Origin of the sequence: Mycetocola lacteus, from assembly GCF_003667575.1 — a bacterium.
GTDB classification, from domain to species: domain Bacteria; phylum Actinomycetota; class Actinomycetes; order Actinomycetales; family Microbacteriaceae; genus Mycetocola; species Mycetocola lacteus.
This window is the reverse complement of record NZ_RCUY01000002.1, coordinates 340,780-358,934: the sequence shown is the minus strand read 5'-3', so window position 1 is coordinate 358,934 and position 18,155 is coordinate 340,780. Positions and strand designations below refer to the sequence as shown.

Sequence of the window (18,155 nt, the reverse complement as noted above, 5' to 3'; positions counted from 1 at the left end):
TGCTGCACCGAGCGGCTGCTACCGTAGAGATATGACTACGCCCCCGCGCCCGCCGATGACCCGCGCCACCATTATCGGAATCATTCTGGTGGTGGCCAGCCTCGCCGCCGGGATCGTCTCGACCCTCTCGGGAGATGTGACGATCAAGGCCATCGCGCTGGGGATTTCGTTTGTGGCCCTGGTGGGTGCCGGTGTGGTGATCGGAATCCAGGTGGCCGCCGAGCGTCGTAAGGTGAGTGCCGCACGCCGTGCCGCGGCCGCCGAGCGCGCGGCCGGAGACGGCGCTCCCCAGTCCTAGACGCGGAAACTCCGCGCGTTTCCCCCGATGTCACGCCCACGGCGAACAGGGGACTATTGAGCGCTTCGGCGCGTTATTCTCGATGTAACGACGCCGACCCACGCCGCGGCGTTTAAGGAGTGAAATGTTCGAGAGATTCACGGATCGTGCCCGTCGCGTTGTCGTTTTGGCCCAGGAAGAGGCCAAGATGCTCAACCACAACTACATCGGGACCGAGCACATCCTGCTCGGCCTCATCCACGAGGGTGAGGGGGTTGCCGCCAAGGCACTCGAATCCCTCGGGATTTCGCTTGACGCCGTGCGCGAGCAGGTGCAGGACATCATCGGTCAGGGCCAGCAGCAGCCCACCGGTCACATCCCGTTCACCCCGCGCGCCAAGAAGGTGCTTGAGCTCAGCCTCCGCGAGGCCCTGCAGCTGGGACACAACTACATCGGGACCGAGCACATCCTGCTCGGCCTGATCCGCGAGGGTGAGGGTGTTGCCGCCCAGGTTCTGGTGAAGCTGGGTGCCGACCTCAACCGCGTGCGCCAGCAGGTCATCCAGCTGCTCTCGGGTTACCAGGGCAAGGAGACCGCCTCGGTCGGTGCCGGTGCCCCCGAGCAGGCTGCGCCGCAGGGTGGCTCGGCCATCCTCGACCAGTTCGGCCGCAACCTGACCCAGGCCGCGCGCGATAACAAGCTGGACCCGGTCATCGGCCGGGAAAAGGAGATCGAGCGGGTCATGCAGATCCTCTCGCGTCGTTCCAAGAACAACCCCGTCCTGATCGGTGAGCCCGGTGTGGGTAAGACCGCCGTGGTTGAGGGCCTGGCCCAGGCCATCGTGGCCGGCAACGTGCCCGAGACCCTGAAGGACAAGCAGGTCTACTCGCTGGACCTCGGTTCGCTGATCGCCGGTAGCCGCTACCGCGGTGACTTCGAGGAGCGCCTGAAGAAGGTCACCAAGGAGATCCGCAACCGCGGCGACATCATCATCTTCATCGATGAGATCCACACCCTGGTGGGTGCCGGTGCCGCCGAGGGCGCGATCGACGCCGCGAACATCCTGAAGCCGCTGCTCGCGCGTGGTGAGCTGCAGACCATCGGTGCGACCACCCTGGACGAGTACCGCAAGCACTTCGAGAAGGACGCCGCCCTGGAGCGTCGCTTCCAGCAGATCCAGGTGGGGGAGCCCTCGCTGGCTCACACCATCAACATCCTGAAGGGTCTGCGCGACCGCTACGAGGCCCACCACAAGGTGTCCATCACCGATGGTGCCATCGTCGCCGCCGCCAACCTGGCCGACCGCTACATCTCCGACCGCTTCCTGCCGGACAAGGCCATCGACCTGCTCGACGAGGCTGGTGCACGCCTGCGCCTCTCGCTGCTGTCCAGCCCGCCCGAGCTGCTTGAGTTCGACGAGAAGATCAACGACGTGCGCACCCGCAAGGAAGACGCCATCGAGGGTCAGGACTTCGAGAAGGCCGCGTCGCTGCGCGACGAGGAAAAGAACCTCCTCGGCGAGCGTCTGCGCCTGGAGAAGAAGTGGCGTTCGGGCGAGGTGACCACCGAGGCTACGGTCGACGAGGGTCTGATCGCCGAGGTGCTCGCCCAGGCTACCGGTATCCCGGTGTTCAAGCTCACGGAGGAGGAGTCGGCACGTCTGATCTTCATGGAGAAGGCCCTGCACGAGCGGGTGATTGGCCAGAACGAGGCGATCAGTGCGCTCTCGCGGACGATCCGTCGTACCCGTGCCGGCCTGAAGGACCCCAAGCGTCCCTCCGGTTCGTTCATCTTCGCCGGCCCCACCGGTGTCGGTAAGACCGAGCTGGCCAAGGCCCTCGCCGAGTTCCTGTTTGACGACGAGAACGCGATGATCTCGCTCGACATGTCCGAGTACGGCGAGAAGCACACCGTCTCGCGTCTGTTTGGTGCTCCCCCCGGATTCGTTGGGTTCGAAGAGGGTGGCCAGCTGACCGAGAAGGTGCGCCGCAAGCCGTTCAGCGTGGTGCTGTTCGATGAGATCGAGAAGGCTCACCCGGACATCTTCAACTCCCTGCTCCAGATTCTGGAAGAGGGCCGGTTGACCGATGGCCAGGGTCGCGAGATCGACTTCAAGAACACCGTCATCATCATGACCACGAACCTCGGTTCCAAGGGCATCGCCGGTGGTCCGGTTGGTTTCCAGGCCTCGGGCGACTCGGCCGCGACCTACGACATCATGAAGGGCAAGGTGAGCGAGGAGCTGAAGAACCACTTCAAGCCCGAGTTCCTGAACCGCGTGGATGACGTGATCGTGTTCCCGCAGCTGAACAAGCCTGAACTGCTCCAGATCGTGGACCTCTTCATCGGCCGCCTGCGCGACCGTCTGATGGACCGCGACATGACCATCGAGCTGACCCAGGCCGCCAAGGAAAAGCTGATCGACATCGGCTTCGACCCGAGCCTGGGTGCCCGGCCGCTGCGTCGCGCGATGCAGCAGCACATCGAGGACCAGCTCTCCGAGCGCATCCTGCACGGTGAGCTGGGCGCGGGTGACCACATTCACGTGGATGTGGCGGACAACAAGTTCGTGTTCACCACCTCCCGTCAGGCCAACGCGCTGGATGCCTCGCTGACCAACGCCGCTCCGGCGATCAGCACCGGCCCGGCTACCCCGGACCTGCTGGCCTCGGGCGAGTAGTCCGCGACAGATAGAACCGGCCCATCCCTCTGGGGGTGGGCCGGTTTTGCGTGTCAGGGATGTGTGTGCGGTCATCCAAGCCGGGGCGCGAGTCCTCCGTGTCCGCCTCGGTTGCGCCAGATTAGTTGACCGGGCCGCCCGGAATCGCGGGGAATCAGGCGGGGTGGGCACCGGTGTCTGACGCACGGGTGAGGCCTCGGGGTTAGCGTGGAAGTGTTGGCCCGTGCCTGTCCCCACCACGGTGCCAATGTTTCGGCCCCGCGACCCGTATCCCCTTCCGACGAGTCGCGGGGATCGTAACCCGGGGCGATCGGGAGGGCACAATGGCCGGCCGGCAGAGTGAAGCTCCCATTGCGGCGGTCACGGGTACCCGCGCCGAAACCATTCGGCTGGCCCCGATCATTCGACGACTGCGCGGGCGGGCCAGGGTGTTCCACACCGGGACCCTCGGCGAGTCCGGTCTCTCGGGCCGATTCTTTGCGGCGCTGGGACTGGGCACACCGGATGTGGTGCTCAACGGTGCCCCCGGGCGGTCTCCGTCGGATCAGATCGGCACCGGCCTGATCGATCTGGGCGCCCAGTTTTTGGAGAGTCCCCCGGCCGCGGTGATCGTGTTTGGTCAGACTCCGAGCGCATCGATGGGGGCGCAGGCCGCACGCTACGCGGGAGTTCCGGTGGTGCAGGTGGGGGCCGGGATGGCGGCGCAGGGTCGGGACCAGCCCGACGAAACCACCCGTCTGGTGGTGAGGGCCCTCGCCGATCTGCACTGTGTCTCCACCCCGGAGAACGCCGAAAACCTGCGGATCGCCGGAGTCGATCCGGCACGGATCCGGCTGACCGGGAGCACCGGTGTGGAGTCGACCCGGCTGGCCCTGTCCACGGTGGTCCGGGACCGTCTAATCCCGGACGCCCCCAGCGGTTATGCCCTTGCCACCATCGCCCATCCGGAAAACATCGGCGATGCTGCCACCCTCGCCCGCATCCTCCGGGTGCTCGGGCAGGGAGCGTTGCCCACGGTGCTGGTGCTGCACCCGCGCACCGCCGAGGCCGTTACCCGGTTTGGGCTGGAGGACCTGCTGACCCCGTTGCAGGTGCGCCGGAATCTGGGCTATCGGGCCTTCCTGGAGCTCGCCGCCCGCGCCCGGCTGCTGATCACCGACTCCGATGGGGTGCAGGAGGAGGCCACGGTGCTGGGCAAACCGGTGCTGGTTCTGCGTCGAAACACCCGCTATCCGGAGGCAATCACCACTGGATTTGCCGTCCTGGTCACCCCGGGGATGGATCTCCGGCTGGAGGTCGCCCTGGCCCTCGCCGACGTGGACGGGGCGGCGCGGCTTGCTGGCCGGGCATCACCCTTCGGGGACGGACGCGCAAGCGAGCGTATCCTGCGGCACACCGCGGCGCTGATCGGTGAGCATTGTCCGCGCCTCCGGGGATAGCGGATACTGCATCCAATCCGCTGCGGGATTCTGCCGGGATCCGGGTATAGCCTGGCTGTATGAGTACCAATCCCACCTCGTATCGGGTTCGCCCGGCCACCACACGCGATATCCCGGGAATCATGAGCCTGATGCAGCCGTTCGTGGAGCGTCGCATCCTGCTGGGGAAGGAACGGGTGGTGTTTTATGAGGCGGTGCAGGAGTTTGTGGTCGCCGAGAATGCCGCGGGGCACCTGGTGGGTGCCGGGGCGCTGCACGTGATGTGGGAGGATCTGGGCGAGATTCGCACTCTTGCCGTGGACGAAACCCTGCGTGGCGCGGGGGTGGGCCACCTGATCATGAGTGCGCTTGAGGAACGTGCACTCGCGCTGGGTCTGAGCCGGCTGTTCTGCCTCACCTTTGAAACCGCCTTCTTCTCCCGGCACGGCTACTCGGCGATCGAGGAGAGCATCGTGGATGCCGATGTGTATGCGGAGCTGGTGCGCTCACCCGATGAGGGTGTGGCGGAGTTCCTGGATCTGGCCCGGGTGAAACCCAATACCCTGGGGAACACCCGAATGCTCAAGCGCCTCGCCTAGACGGGGTTTCCGTACCGAGTATCCCCGATAATCTCCCCCGGGTTCGGCGCTCCTGCCGAGCCGGGAGAATCGCGCAGATATCCTGGTTTTATGAGCTCTTCAGCACCCGATTCCGGTCGTCCGTCCAAGCAGATTTATGCACGGCGGCGGCTGTTTGTGTTGCTGGGGCTGGTCGCGGTCATCGCGGTCATCGTGCTGTTGATTGTGCAGCCCGGATCCACCTCGGACGTGCCCAAGGCCTCGGTGCCGGTGGTGACACCCACCGAGACTCCCGCGCCGGGTGCCTCCGGTGCGCCGTCGACGAACCCCTCGGGGGCACCCACGGATGGCGCATCGGTCCCGAAGTGTACCTCGAAGGTCATCGTGGTGAGTGCGATCACCGATAAGGGCGACTACGCGGCGGGGGAGAAGCCTCAGCTACGAATGTCGATCACCAATACCGGCAGCGAGGCGTGCACGATCAACGCGGGCACCAGCAAGCAGTCGTTTACGATCCTGAACGGCGACAACAAGGTGTGGACCTCGACGGACTGCCAGGTTGAGCCCAGCGATCAGAATTCGGTGATTGAGTCGGGGCAGACCGTGCAGTCGGCCGAGGCAATCGTGTGGGACCGCACCAAGTCCACGGCGGACACCTGCGAGGGAAACCGGGACCCGGTTCCCGCCGCCGGCGCCTCCTATCAGCTGTCGGTGAGCATCGATGGGATCAAGAGCACCAACGCCAAGCGATTCGTTCTCGAGTAGGAACCCTGGGAGAATAGGGGCATGGCAAAAAAGAAGCAGCCGTCGTTCCGTTCCGAACCGCTGGCCGAGGCGCTGGCCGAGCAGGATATGGCCAAGGTGGCGTTTGCGCTGCGCAATGACAGTTTTGTGGTGCCGCTGATGAAGCCGCGCACAAGCGATAAGCCCACGGCCGAGCAGTCTGCCGATGTTTGGCTGTACCGCGCCCCCGACACCGGGAAGGTGGCGCTGCTGCTGTTCTCGGATGCCAAGAATAAGCCCGAGGCCCTGCCGCCGTTTGTGGCGCTGCACAAGGGCCTGTGGCTGCATGATTTCCTGCGCACCCACGGATCCGAGATCGACACCGTGTTCTTTGATATTGCCGGGCCGCACCCGCTGCAGGCACCGGCCGCGGAGATCATGCGGGTCCTGGATATCTAGGTTGCCGCCGACCGCGTTGTGGCGTGCGTGAGCGCGCGCAGTCGTGGCGCGGGTGCGCAGAGTTCTCCGGGCGAGGCCCGGAGTGGCCGAAACCCGGTGCGGCTGGACCTTGGAGTGGGCTAGAACGCCGCGTCGAGTTCCTTTTCCCGGGTGGTCGCGGCGGCCTTACGCGCCTGCCGCAGCGCCTCCTGGATGCCCTCGGACTCGTGGTCAACGATGCGTGAGTAGCCGAGGCGCTCGGCCTCGGTACGCCGCTGACGGGCGGAGACCACGGGCCGGATTTCCCCGGCCAGCGAGATTTCCCCGATCGCCGCAAACGAGTGCGGAACGGCGAAGTCCTTAACCGCCGAGGCAATGGCGATGGCGATCGCGAGGTCTGCCCCGGGCTCAGTAAGGCGCACCCCGCCCACGGTGGACACATAGACGTCCTTATCGGAGAGTTTGAGGCCCGCGCGGCGTTCCAGGACGGCGAGCAACATCGAGACTCGTGAGGTGTCGACCCCGTTGGTGACCCGGCGCGGGTTGGGAGCCGAGGAGGACGCGACCAGCGCCTGCACCTCCACCGGAAGCGGGCGGCGGCCCTCCATCGTCACGGTCACGCAGGTGCCCGATACCGGGGTGCCGCGGCTGATGAACAGGGCGCTGGGATCGGGAACCTCGGCGATGCCGTCTCCGGCCATCTCGAAGCAGCCCACTTCATCGGTGGGACCGAAGCGGTTTTTGAGCGCGCGCACAAATCGCAGCGCGGTTTGACGGTCGCCCTCGAAGTGGCAGACGACGTCGACCAGGTGTTCCAGCAGTCGGGGACCGGCGATGGTGCCGTCTTTGGTGACGTGACCAACGATCAGCACCGGGAGGCTGCGCTCCTTGGCGAGGCGCACGAGGGTCTGGGCGACCTCGCGCACCTGCGCGGGCTGGCCGGCGAGGCCGTCTGACTGATCGCTTGAGACCGTTTGGACGGAGTCGACGATGAGCAGCTGCGGATCGATCGATTCCACCTGCCCCAGGAGCACGCCGAGGTCGGTTTCGCTGGCGATGTACAGGGTGTCGACCAGGGCTCCGGTGCGCCGTGCTCGCAGCGACACCTGGCCCACCGACTCCTCGGCACTCACATAGAGGACCCGGGCTCCCGAGCGGGCGACCCGCGCCGCGACCTCCAGCAGCAGCGTGGACTTGCCCACGCCGGGCTCACCCGAGAGCAGAATGGCCGCCCCGGGGACGATGCCGCCGCCGAGCACACGATCCAGCTCGCCGATGCCGCTGGGCCAGTGGGTGAGCGCGTTTTCGGTGATCGTGGTGATGGGCCGGGCGCTACGCTCGGCCGACACATTGGCCGCCTGCACGCGCGAGGAACCCGGCTGCGCACCCACCTCCTGCACGGTGCCCCACTGCTGGCACTCGCCGCAGCGGCCCACCCATTTGGCGGCATGCCAGCCACACTCGGTGCAGACATATGCGGAGGTGATCTTGGCCATACCCTCAGCGTACCCGGGACCCCCGACCGCGCCGGGGATGATGCCCGTTCTGTGGATAAAAACGATTCATCCACAGCGGCTCGACACGCCGAACACGCGCAAAAGGGGCCTCGATTCGCGCCCGAGATGCGGATATCGTAGACTCTTTCTCGGTGACGTGTCCGAGCGGCCGAAGGTGCAACACTCGAAATGTTGTGTAGGTTCACCCCTACCGCGGGTTCAAATCCCGCCGTCACCGCCACTAAAACCCCCTCCGTTTTGCGGAGGGGGTTTTGCTTTGGGTTCGCCACGGTCATGCCCAAGGTCAGCGCCACTAAAACCCCCTCCGTTTTGCGGAGGGGGTTTTGCTTTGGGTTTAACGCACCGGTCTATGTCTCGATGACCAGGTTGACGCCGAGCCGCCTAGATTTGGTAGTCGTCGGCACTCGCGACCGGCGCAGCGGGGCGGCGGCGAAGCCGAGGTACTCGGCCCTGGCTGACGAGGATGCCGATCACCACTACGGCGGCACCCACGGGCTGGTACCATGCGAGGTTCTCACCCAGGACGAGCACCCCCAGGGCGATCCCCACAACGGGCGCAATGTAGGTGACCGTGGAGGCGGCGGTTGCGCCCCAGTGGGCAACGATGCTGGCGTTCCAGGCGTAGGCCAGCCCGGTGCCGAACGCTCCGAGAACAACCATTGACGCGACCACCGCCGGCGAGATGACAAACACCTGGGTGGCAATCACGGGGCTGAGGATCACCATCACGACCGCAGCCATTCCTACTTGGGCCGTCGCGACGGGGATCGCGTCGAAGCCCCGAGGAGAGACGAACCGGCGCATGTACACGAACGCAATCCCGTAACTCAGCGTCGCTCCCAGGCAGGCGAGATAGCCGAGAGGGCCGGTATCACCGTGGAATCCGGTGAGCGGATCGAGGACCAACAGGATGCCGATGAACCCCACACCGAGCCCACCCGCCTTCCAGCGATCCGGTCGCTCGGACGGAAGCGCCAGCAACGCGACAACCATGGTCATCAACGGCGTTGTCGCGTTGATGATGCTCGCCACGCTCGAAGGAACGTGCTGCTGTGCCCACGCGAACAGCAGGAACGGCACCACACACAGCAGCATGGCCACCACAAAGAGGTGTGCCCAGATGCTTCCGCCGTGGGGAAGCTGTTGACGGCTGACGAGGCAGATGATCGCCAGGACCACCGCGCCGATCACCAGGCGAGCCAGCACCACCTGCGTCGGTGAGAGGCCACGCAACCCGATATCGACGAGGAAAAAGCTCGACCCCCACACCAGGGCAAGCATCACATATTGAGGCAGCGTGCGTCGCACCGCCGCCGATCCATCAAAAGCTGAAGTCATAACCCCATGGTCGGGGACATGTGTACGGCGACGCTGGCGGAAATCGGACACAGCGGGCTCACCCTGGGCAATGGTCTTTCAACACGGAGTAACCCCGTTGGGCAGCCCGACTAGCGCGCGGCGGCCGCCGTGCGCGTGGACAGCGCCGCAAATGCCTCGCGAAGCTCGGGCGGCCCTTCCACCTCGATCGCGCAGTCGAAGCGGCACAGTGCCGCGGCGAGGGATACCCAGGACCAGGAGCCCGCCTCCAACCGGCAGCGCTCGGGCCCGAGGTCCGTGAGGGTGCCGTCGCCCACAAACGGCTGCACGTCGCGCGCGGGAAGGGCGAGGATCACCGTTCCGGTGCACGGCCAGGTGTTCGCCCGTTCGGACCCTTTGAAGCGTGCCGAAACAAAGGTCGAAACGTCGCCCCCGGGAACCTCGCGCGGGGTGAAGCGTGGGCCGTTCGGGGTGCGCGGGGTGATCCGGTCCACACGGAAGATCCGCCAGCCGTCACGATCGAGGTCCCAGGCCACCAGGTACCACCGCCCGGCCACGGTAACCAGGTGGTGTGGTTCGACCCGGCGCGCAGGCTCGGGAGTTGCCGCGTCGCGGGCACTGCGCGTTAGGTCGGGGACGAGGGAATCCCGCGCAGATCCAGTCTGATCCGGGGCACCCGGGGCACCCGGGGCACCCGGGGCACCCGGAGCCCCCGGGGCAACCGAGGCATCCGAGGCATTCGGGGCGACAGCGGCAACCGGGGCAACGTCGGCACCCGGGGCATTCGACGCGACAGGCGCTACCGGGGCGTCTGCGATGCTCGGGATCGCGTGCCGCGCGTAGTCGAAGCGCACCACCGCGCGTGCGCGCACCGCGGCCGAGAGCGTGAGCAGCACCTCGGGCGTCGCGGGGGAGGGCACCGCCTGTCCCGGACCCGCGGGCAGCGCCGTGAACTCCAGGGCATTCAGCCGGTGTCGCAGTCGGGACGGCATCACCTGGCGCACGGTGGTCAGCGCCCGCAGAGCCGCCTCCTCGATCCCCGCCCCGGTCACGCTCGCCGCCTGGAGGGCGAGGGTGAGGGCCACCACCTGATCGTCATCAAAGAGGAGCGGCGGCAGCTCGTTGCCCGCATCCAGGCGGTAGCCGCCGTCGGGACCCATCGTCGCGTCGATGCGGTAGCCCATCTCGCGCAGCCGGTCGATATCTCGGCGCACGGTTCGGTGGCTGATCTCCAGGCGCTCGGCCAGCACCGCCCCCGGCCAGTCCCGCCGGGTCTGCAGCAGTGACAGCAGGGTGAGCAGTCGCGAGGTGGTGGTCATACCCCCGATCCTATGCACAGTTGAGGACCAAAACTGTCCTATACGGGCGGGAACATGGGACTACCGGGAGGTTCCCGGCCAGAGATTTAGGAGTGAACATGACCATCCAGACCACCACCCACCTCAACTTCCACGGCGACGCCCGGCCGGCACTGGAGTTCTACGCCGCGGTATTCGATGGACGGGTGACCCTCGCCACCTATGCGGAGTTCGGAATGCCCGCCGAGCTGCCCGGCGCACAGAACATCGTGTTCGGCCGAGTCGAATCCGATCGGGGCTTCCGTGTCATGGCGTACGACATTCCCGGATCAACCGGGGGATCGGCGGCGCACGGCGGCACCACCCATCGCGAAAACGGGACGACGATCACCACGTCGCCGTTCTTTGTCTCGGTCCGTGGCGAATCACTCGCCGAGGTCACCGAGTACTGGGAGGCCCTGTCTGCGGGGGCCAGCATCGTGGAACCGCTGGCGGCCTCCGCCTGGAGCGCGGGCTTCGGGATGCTGACCGACCGCTTCGGCGTCACCTGGGTAATCGACGTCGCCGCCTAAAACCGGACCGGCCGTGGCTCGAGAGCGCCACGGCCGGCTCGGTCTCCACCGGGCATCGACCGCCTTGTCCTCGACGCTTCCGAGCCATGGCGGCGGTGCCGAATCTGACGTAGGGTTACCGCACTATGAACGAGAAGCGGGGAACTCACGATGATCAACACGGCATACAACATGGGCGAAACGGAGGGCATGGTCGACAGCCCGGAGGCTCATTCGGCGGCGGCGGCAGCAGTGGCAGCGGAGGCGGAGGCGGAGGCGGAGGCGGTGGCGGGCAGGCCCAGGACCTGCGGCACAGAGGTCCAGCTGAACCGGCCAACCCGGTCGTCACACCTGACGGAGCGGGGACGGCATGGCGTCAGCGGCTGCACCTTCTAGCCTCTCTGGAACCCGGGTGGAATGGGGTGAACAGTACGCGTATTGCGCCGGCGGCGCTCGCCGGTGCGGCGCGGATGTTGGAGGCCGTTGACCTCCACGTTGACCCGTTGCCCACTATTGGGCCGACCGAAGAGGCAGGCATCCTGATCGAGATGTTCGATGGGACCCAAATACGCTCGGCGGAGATCCTCTCCTCGGGGGAAATCGAACTCTTCCACATGCGTATTGATGATGCGGGAGGCACGCACCTCAAGACGCAGGATAGCGAATCCGCGGCTCGGTTCCTGATGGGGCGATCGTGAACCGGAGGGACCAGACGGACACAGACGCGGGAGAATTCGAGATCCACGACGCCGCCGAGTTACTTTTCCGCCAGATCGTCGAGTGGATGGTGGTTGATGGCGTGGTCCTCTCCACCGTGTTTGGTCCGTCCCCACATGACCAGGGGAAACCGTCGAGATGCGGCTTCCCGGTCAATGTTTTCTTGACTCTCGGGGGCTCACCCGCAGCCAGGTTAAGGAACGACGGTTTCGCCTGTACGTTGCTGCACGCCGTCGAGGAGCGATGCCGACCATGTCCTAGTTAGATAGCGTGCGGCCCCACACCCGCAACCGATGCATGCAATTTCGGACAGGCGGGTGTACTTCCCAGGTTCAGCTTTGCCACAGTACGTAGATGAGTGCGCGCCCGTCGGTACAGCCCGAGAGTTTTCGGGAGCGCAAGCGCGCCGTGGTGGATGTCACCCTGTTGGTGTGTGCGGCGCTCGGAATTCTGGTGGGGATCATCATGATGACAGATACCCCGTGGGAGCACATCGACCAGTCCGAACAGCTGCGCACCTTCGGCGGAGACTATCAGCGCCTCCCGCTTGAGTTCTATCCGTACCCCTAGGTCTGACAGGACGGACACCAGTAGGTGTCCCGTTCGCGCGTCGGATCGGCACCGAGTCGGCCTTTGAGGATGCGCGTTCCGCAGCGGCGGCACGGCTTACGCTCGCGTCCGAATACCCAGTCGGTTTGGCCCGGGCGATCAATGCCGGTGGTCACGCGCTTGGGCCGGTCCCGGTTAGCGCGGATCAGCCGCGCCGAGAGATCAACCAACGGGACCAGCTCCACCTCGGCGACGGGTCGCGTGGGCAGCACCCCGCGCAGGAAGCAGATCTCATTGACATACTCGTTGCCGAGGCCCGCGATATTGCGCTGATCCATCAGCGCCACGTGGATGGCGCGCTCGGGCTCCGAGCCGAGCCGGGCGACAGCTTCGGGGGCGTCCCATTCGACGGTCAACGGATCCGGGCCGAGGAAGGCCAGTTCGCTCTCCTCGCGGCTACGCGGGTACAGTTTCACAAACCCCAGCTCGAAGCCCACGGCCTGATACTGCTCGGTCGTGATGACCGCGCGCGCCTGATAGGCCGGTCGTCGCCACACCGACCCCGGCCGGTACAGGTGCCAGGACCCCTCCATCCGCAGGTGGGTGTGCAGGGTGAAATCGCCGACGCGCATGAGCAGGTGCTTGCCGCGGGCGGCAACGGATTCGATTCGGGACCCGGTCAGATCGCTGGTGGCCAGGTCCGGGACGCGCAGGTCCCAGCCGGTCACGATCTGCCCGGCCAGTGCCGCATCAAGGTTTCGTGCGGCGCGAAACAGGGTATCGCCCTCAGGCATATCGGCCTCCCGTGTCCTTGACTGTGCCGGTGCTCATGCTCAGGGAGGGCCCGCATCGGCCCGGCATGGCCGTGCGCGCGCTCACGCGATCCCCCGACGGATGCGCAGGCCCTTGGGGGTATCGGAGAAGCCTGCCGCACGCAGCACCAGCGCCGCGGGGCTGGCATGCACCGAGCCGCCGTTGAACTTCTCGATCGCCAGCTTGTCCACGTGTCCCGCGCGCACCAGCGCCACGAGCGAGGCGGCGGCCAGCGCCACCCGGTCGGGATCCGCGGTGAAGGTCAGCAGCGACTTTCCGCCGCGTTCGAGGTACAGCACCAGGTCGCCGTCCACCAGGGTCACCAGGCCGCCGGCCTTGCGCCCCGGACGATGGCCGGTGGGCACCGCATCCGGGGTGGGCCAGGGGCTCTCAGCACCCGCCGCGGGCCAGGGGAGCGCCGCGCCAAACGGGTTGGCCGGGTCGGTGGCCGCGAGCGTGCGAACCCGCGGGGGTGCGGGATTGGGGTCGGGCAGGATCGCGCGGCGCAGTCGATCCACACTCGACGCCTGCGCGAACTGCGCACCGCCCAGGCCCTCGATGAAGTATCCCCGGCGTACTCGACCGGCGGATTCCATCTCGGCGAGCACCCGATAGGCCAGCGCAAAACCGCCCGCCGCGCCCTCGGCCATGACCGAGCCGCGGGTCAGCACGCCGTAGCGTTCGAGCAGCAGTTCGGCATCGGCGGCCCCGCGCACGGTGGGGTCCACAATCGGTTCGGGGAGCAGCGACCAGCGTCCCGATAGGTGCGGCGGTGCACCCTCGCGGGGCACACCGTAGGTGCTGCGCCGGGGGAGTACCGGACGGCGAGCGGAGACGCCGGACGCGGAGGAGCGCTCGCCGAGGCCGGTGCCCTCGGGCTCGGCGTCGGATGCGACGTCAGAGAATCCGGATTCGCGGGGACCGATGCTCTCGTTCCCCGTATCGTCGTCCGCCAGCGCCTCATCCCGGAAGGACACGGCCCCGCCCGGACCCAGCGCCCGCGCACCGCCGCCGGGTACCCCGTAGGCTCCGGCGCCGTTCATCGGGACCGCTCCGCCGAGCGAGCGTGCCCGCGACAGGCGCGACCGGTTCAACCGGGCGCGCGGGGCGGGGGCCGCCGCCTTATGGGCGCCGCGGCCGGCGGTGAAACCACGCAGCGGGGCGAGGGTGTCTCCGGCGACCAAACCCGCCCACACCAGTTCCCACAGCACCTCATCCAGGCGCGCCGCGGAGACCTCGGGCAGCGCCTGCTGGAGCTGGGCAAAGAAGAATGCGCCGCCACCGGCGAGGACATCGAGGACCGCCGCGTGCTCGGGACCGTGATCCGGCTCGGACGGGGGTGCGGCGAGCGTATAGGGGGCCAGGTCCGCCGGATGCAGCGCGACCCAGCCATCCCGTGCCCCGAGACTGCCCATGCCCGACCAGATGACCTCGCCACTCGCGGTCAGCCGATCCAGCAGCGCCGGAGTGTAGTCGCGCACCCGCAGCGGCAGGATCAGGGTTTCCCAGGCGGAGGCGGGCAGGTAGAGACCGGCCAGTTGGTCCACGACGCTCAGCACGCCGTCGATCCCGTGGAGGTCGCCGCCGAGACCGTGCCAGTCGTCGAGGAACCGGGCGAAGGTATCCGGGGAGACCGGTTCAACCTCCTGGCGCAGCGCGGCTAGTGAGCGCAGCCGTAGACGGCGCAGGACCTCGGCATCACACCACTCGGCGGCGCGGGCGGGATCCTCGAGCTCGATCGATACCTCGGGCAGGAACTCGCCCCGCACCAGGCGGCGCGCATCGGCCAGACGTCCCAGCGTATGGGTGACCACGGCGATCCCCAGCCCGAATCTGTCGGCTACCGCGCCCGCCCGGAACGGACCGTGGCTGCGCGCGTAGCGGCCGATCAGGTCGCCCAGCGGATCGGGCACCGCCTCGGTGAACGCGGTAGGTACCCCCGGGGGCAGGGGGACACCCAGGGCGTCGCGCACGCGGGAGGCATCCTCGATCGCGATCCAGTGAACGATGCCGCGCACCGGGACCGGCAGTGCCCGACGGGTGCGTTCGAGCTCGCTCAGGTAGCCCTCGGCTTCGGTGAGGGACACCGGGGGGACGATCGGAGTTTCGGGATCGGTCGGCTCGCCCTCGGAATCGGCACCGACCTCGGAATCGGCTCCGGACGCCGGAGCGGTGCCGGAACCGGCCTCGGCTTCAACAGCGGCCCCAGCCCCGGCTTCGCCTGTCGCCGCCCGCCCCGGCACGGTCGCCCCGGGAGTAACCTGGCGTGCCTCGGCCGGGCGCAACCGCTCGGCTACCTCATCGGCCCGCAGCGGTCCCAGCAGGCGCAGCAGATCGGCGGTGCCCTCGATCCCACGCAGGCGGCGTTCGGGGTCGAGACGCTGCAGCTCGGCCTCGGTCTGGGCCAAAACATCGGGATCCAGCAGCTCGCGCATTTCTACGCGGCCCAGCAGTTCGGCCAGCAGCTGCGGATCGAGGCTCAGCGCGGCGGCCCGCCGCTCGGCGATCGGCGCATCCCCCTCGTACATAAACGCGCCCACGTAGCCAAACAACAGCGCGGCCGCATACGGGCTTGCCGATTCGGTTTCGGTTTCGGCGATGCGCACCGAACGCGATTCCAGTCGCTTCGCCAGGTCGATCAGCGCGGGGACGTCATACACATCCTGCAGGCACTCGCGCACGGCCTCCAGCAGGATCGGGAAGGTGGGATAGTTGCGGGCCACATCCAGCAGCTGCGCCGAACGCTGACGCTGCTGCCACAGCGGTGCACGCTTGCCGGGATTGTAGTTGGGCAGGAGCAGCGCCCGAGCGGCGCTCTCCCGGAATCGGGAGGCAAACAGGGCCGAGGATCCCACCTCGGCGGTCACGATCTCCTCGAGTTCGGCCGGATCAAACAGGAACAGGTCGGCCCCGGGCGGCTCGGCCTCGGCGTCCGGCAGGCGCAGCACAATCCCGTCGTCGCTGGCCACCGGGGTGCCGTTGATGCCCAGGCGCTCCTGCAATCGCGCGCCCACCGCGAGCGCCCAGGGTGCGTGCACCTGCATACCGTAGGGGGAGTGGAGCACGATCCGCCAGTCGCCCAGCTCATCCCGGGTCCGCTCGACTACGAGTGTGCGGTCGGTGGGCAGCGTGCCGGTCGCCTCCTTCTGGGCGGCGAGGTAGGCACGCAGGTTGTCGATGGCAAAGGGATCGAGGCCGGCGGCGCTCAGCCGGGTGGCCGCGGGTTCGGACTCCAGCGCCGCGATCTCCCGGGCGAATGCGCCCAGCGCCTTACCCAGCGCCGCGGGACGGCCCAGGCCGTCGCCGCGCCAGAACGGCAGCCGTCCGGGTTGTCCGGGCGCGGGGGTGACGATCACCCGGTCGTGGGTGATCTCGCGGATCTTCCAGCTCGTGGTTCCCAGCGCAAACACGTCGCCCACCCGCGACTCGTACACCATCTCCTCATCCAGCTCGCCGACCCGCGAACCGGTGCCACCCTCGCCGTCGCCGATGAGGTACACCCCGAACAGGCCGCGATCGGGGATCGTGCCTCCGGCGATGACCGCGAGACGCTGTGCGCCCGGGCGTCCGGTCAGGGTGCCGTCCTCGCGGTCCCAGACCACGCGCGGGCGCAGCTCGGCGAACTCGTCACTTGGATAGCGGCCGGACACCAGGTCGAGTACCGCGTCAAACGCCGCCCGCGGGAGGGCCGAGAAGGGGGCGCTGCGCCGGACGGACTCAAACCAGTCCTCCACGGCGATGGGTTCTAGTGCACACACGGCGACGGTCTGCTGAGCCAGGATATCCAGCGGGTTGCTGGGCACCCGAAGCTGTTCGATCTCGCCGGCGAGCATCCGCTCGGCCGACACCGCGCTCGAGAGTAGGTCGGAACGATGCTTGGGATAGAGGAACCCACGCGAGACCTCGCCCACCTGGTGTCCGGCACGTCCGATACGCTGGAGCCCGGCGGCCACCGAGGGCGGGGACTCGATCTGAATAACCAGATCCACCTCGCCCATGTCGATGCCCAGCTCGAGGCTCGAGGTGGCCACCACGCAGCGCAGACGGCCGGTTTTCAGGTCGTCCTCGATCTCCGCCCGCTGCGCCTTGGCCACCGAGCCGTGGTGGGCGCGGGCGAGGATCGGGGCCTCGGGATCGATGCCGTTGGTCTGCCCGCTGCCGCCCACCAGCTGCGCGGGCGGGAGCAGGGTATCGAGGTCCGGGACGGCCGAGCCCAGCCGGGCCGCATACTGCTCGTTGAGCTGCGCGGTCAGGCGCTCGGCCAGGCGACGCGAGTTTACAAACACGATCGTCGAGCGGTGCTCGAGGATCCGCTCGATCACCGACTCCTCAATAAAGGGCCAGATCGATCCGGGCCGATCCACCTCGGGCAGGTCCTCAGCGGAACGGGCAGTGCTGCTGAAACGCTCAGACCCGGGGAGGTCGCCCGACGAACGGGGGTCCGCGCGATCATCGGGATCAGCGGTGAGATCGATAAAGCCGTCGTCCTCGGTGTGCAGCGGCCCGTGCTCGGTGGGTCCCTCGGACACCGCGTACCGCGGCAGGTCGGTCATATCCGGGACCGGCACGATGACCCGCAGGTCAAACTTCTTCTGCGAAACGGGCTTCACGATGGTGACCGGGGCCGTGCCACCCAAAAAGCGCGCAACCTCAGCCTCGGGGCGCACGGTGGCCGAGAGCCCGATCCGCTGCACCGGTTCGGGCACCAGCGCATCCAGGCGTTCCAGGCTGAGCGCCAGGTGGGCGCCGCGCTTGGTTGAGGCGACCGCGTGGATCTCGTCGATGATGACGGTATCCACCCCGCGCAGGGTTTCCCGCGCCGAGCTGGTGAGCATCAAAAAGAGCGACTCGGGGGTCGTGATCAGGATGTCCGGTGGGTTCTTGATGAGCGCGCGTCGCTCGGCCGCCGGGGTATCGCCCGAGCGGACCCCCACCCGCAGATCCCGAACCGCGATGCCCTCGCGCTCGGCCGTGCGACGGATGCCGCTGAGCGGGGCACGGAGGTTGCGTTCGACGTCGACGCCGAGGGCCTTGAGCGGGGAGATATAGAGCACCCGGGTGGTGGTTTCCGGCGGCTCGGTGGTGGCCAATCGGTCCAGGGCCCAGAGGAACGCCGAGAGGGTTTTCCCTGAACCGGTGGGGGCGATGACCAGGGTATTGTCGCCGCTGGAAATGGCCTTCCACGCGCCGGCTTGGGCGGCCGTGGGCGCGGCAAAGGACTCGGTGAACCAGGTCCGAGTCGCCGGGCCGAACCCGGTCAGTGCCGCGCGGGCCACGGC

The 18,155-nt window shown here is 67.6% G+C and carries 14 protein-coding genes and 1 tRNA gene; 10 read left to right on the top strand and 5 right to left on the bottom strand.

Annotated features, from left to right (window positions below; genetic code table 11):
* Nucleotides 1–31: 31 nt before the first annotated feature.
* From D9V34_RS03705 to D9V34_RS03680, 6 genes are all read left to right on the top strand, one after another.
* Nucleotides 32–298, top strand: coding sequence for a hypothetical protein (locus D9V34_RS03705; RefSeq protein WP_147441602.1), 267 nt, complete (start codon nt 32–34; stop codon nt 296–298).
* 124 nt (nt 299–422) lie between these two features.
* A complete protein-coding gene (locus D9V34_RS03700; RefSeq protein ID WP_121687546.1) occupies nt 423–2,957 on the top strand; it encodes an ATP-dependent Clp protease ATP-binding subunit in 2,535 nt (844 codons plus the stop codon).
* A gap of 323 nt (nt 2,958–3,280) precedes the next feature.
* Nucleotides 3,281–4,396: a UDP-N-acetyl glucosamine 2-epimerase gene (locus D9V34_RS03695; RefSeq protein WP_121687545.1), complete on the top strand. Its 1,116-nt coding sequence runs from the start codon at nt 3,281–3,283 to the stop codon at nt 4,394–4,396.
* A gap of 59 nt (nt 4,397–4,455) precedes the next feature.
* On the top strand, nt 4,456–4,974 hold the full coding sequence (locus tag D9V34_RS03690; protein WP_121687544.1) for an amino-acid N-acetyltransferase: 519 nt from the start codon (nt 4,456–4,458) through the stop codon (nt 4,972–4,974).
* A 90-nt stretch (nt 4,975–5,064) separates the two neighbouring features.
* Nucleotides 5,065–5,718, top strand: coding sequence for a hypothetical protein (locus D9V34_RS03685; RefSeq protein ID WP_121687543.1), 654 nt, complete (start codon nt 5,065–5,067; stop codon nt 5,716–5,718).
* A gap of 21 nt (nt 5,719–5,739) precedes the next feature.
* The gene (locus D9V34_RS03680) at nt 5,740–6,135 is read left to right on the top strand and encodes an SseB family protein (RefSeq protein WP_121687542.1); all 396 of its coding nucleotides are present in this window, start codon (nt 5,740–5,742) and stop codon (nt 6,133–6,135) included.
* A 119-nt stretch (nt 6,136–6,254) separates the two neighbouring features.
* Here the strand turns inward: D9V34_RS03680 and radA are convergent, their stop codons facing one another.
* Nucleotides 6,255–7,610 carry a DNA repair protein RadA gene (gene radA, locus D9V34_RS03675; RefSeq protein ID WP_121687541.1) on the bottom strand — a complete coding sequence of 452 codons (1,356 nt, stop codon included), beginning with the start codon at nt 7,608–7,610 and terminating at the stop codon, nt 6,255–6,257.
* Between the two features lie 151 nt (nt 7,611–7,761).
* Between radA and D9V34_RS03670 the strand changes: the two genes are divergently transcribed.
* Nucleotides 7,762–7,851: transfer RNA gene (locus D9V34_RS03670), tRNA-Ser, on the top strand.
* A 161-nt stretch (nt 7,852–8,012) separates the two neighbouring features.
* Here the strand turns inward: D9V34_RS03670 and D9V34_RS03665 are convergent.
* Together D9V34_RS03665 and D9V34_RS03660 are read right to left on the bottom strand one after the other, a co-directional pair.
* On the bottom strand, nt 8,013–8,969 hold the full coding sequence (locus tag D9V34_RS03665; RefSeq protein ID WP_121687540.1) for a DMT family transporter: 957 nt from the start codon (nt 8,967–8,969) through the stop codon (nt 8,013–8,015).
* A gap of 110 nt (nt 8,970–9,079) precedes the next feature.
* Nucleotides 9,080–10,267, bottom strand: a complete 1,188-nt coding sequence (locus D9V34_RS03660) for a helix-turn-helix transcriptional regulator (protein WP_121687539.1) — start codon at nt 10,265–10,267, stop codon at nt 9,080–9,082.
* A gap of 98 nt (nt 10,268–10,365) precedes the next feature.
* Here D9V34_RS03660 and D9V34_RS03655 point away from each other — a divergent pair, with 98 nt between their 5' ends.
* From D9V34_RS03655 to D9V34_RS03645, 3 genes are all read left to right on the top strand, one after another.
* A complete protein-coding gene (locus tag D9V34_RS03655; RefSeq protein ID WP_121687538.1) occupies nt 10,366–10,818 on the top strand; it encodes a VOC family protein in 453 nt (150 codons plus the stop codon).
* A gap of 401 nt (nt 10,819–11,219) precedes the next feature.
* Nucleotides 11,220–11,495 carry a hypothetical protein gene (locus D9V34_RS03650; protein ID WP_121687537.1) on the top strand — a complete coding sequence of 92 codons (276 nt, stop codon included), beginning with the start codon at nt 11,220–11,222 and terminating at the stop codon, nt 11,493–11,495.
* Between the two features lie 373 nt (nt 11,496–11,868).
* Nucleotides 11,869–12,084, top strand: a complete 216-nt coding sequence (locus tag D9V34_RS03645) for a hypothetical protein (RefSeq protein WP_121687536.1) — start codon at nt 11,869–11,871, stop codon at nt 12,082–12,084.
* On the opposite strand, the gene D9V34_RS03640 is transcribed toward D9V34_RS03645, so the two are convergent.
* Nucleotides 12,081–12,857, bottom strand: coding sequence for a DNA-formamidopyrimidine glycosylase family protein (locus D9V34_RS03640; protein ID WP_121687535.1), 777 nt, complete (start codon nt 12,855–12,857; stop codon nt 12,081–12,083). The genes D9V34_RS03645 and D9V34_RS03640 overlap by 4 nt on opposite strands.
* A gap of 81 nt (nt 12,858–12,938) precedes the next feature.
* On the bottom strand, nt 12,939–18,152 hold the full coding sequence (locus D9V34_RS18035; protein WP_245991866.1) for an Lhr family ATP-dependent helicase: 5,214 nt from the start codon (nt 18,150–18,152) through the stop codon (nt 12,939–12,941).
* Nucleotides 18,153–18,155: the final 3 nt, after the last annotated feature.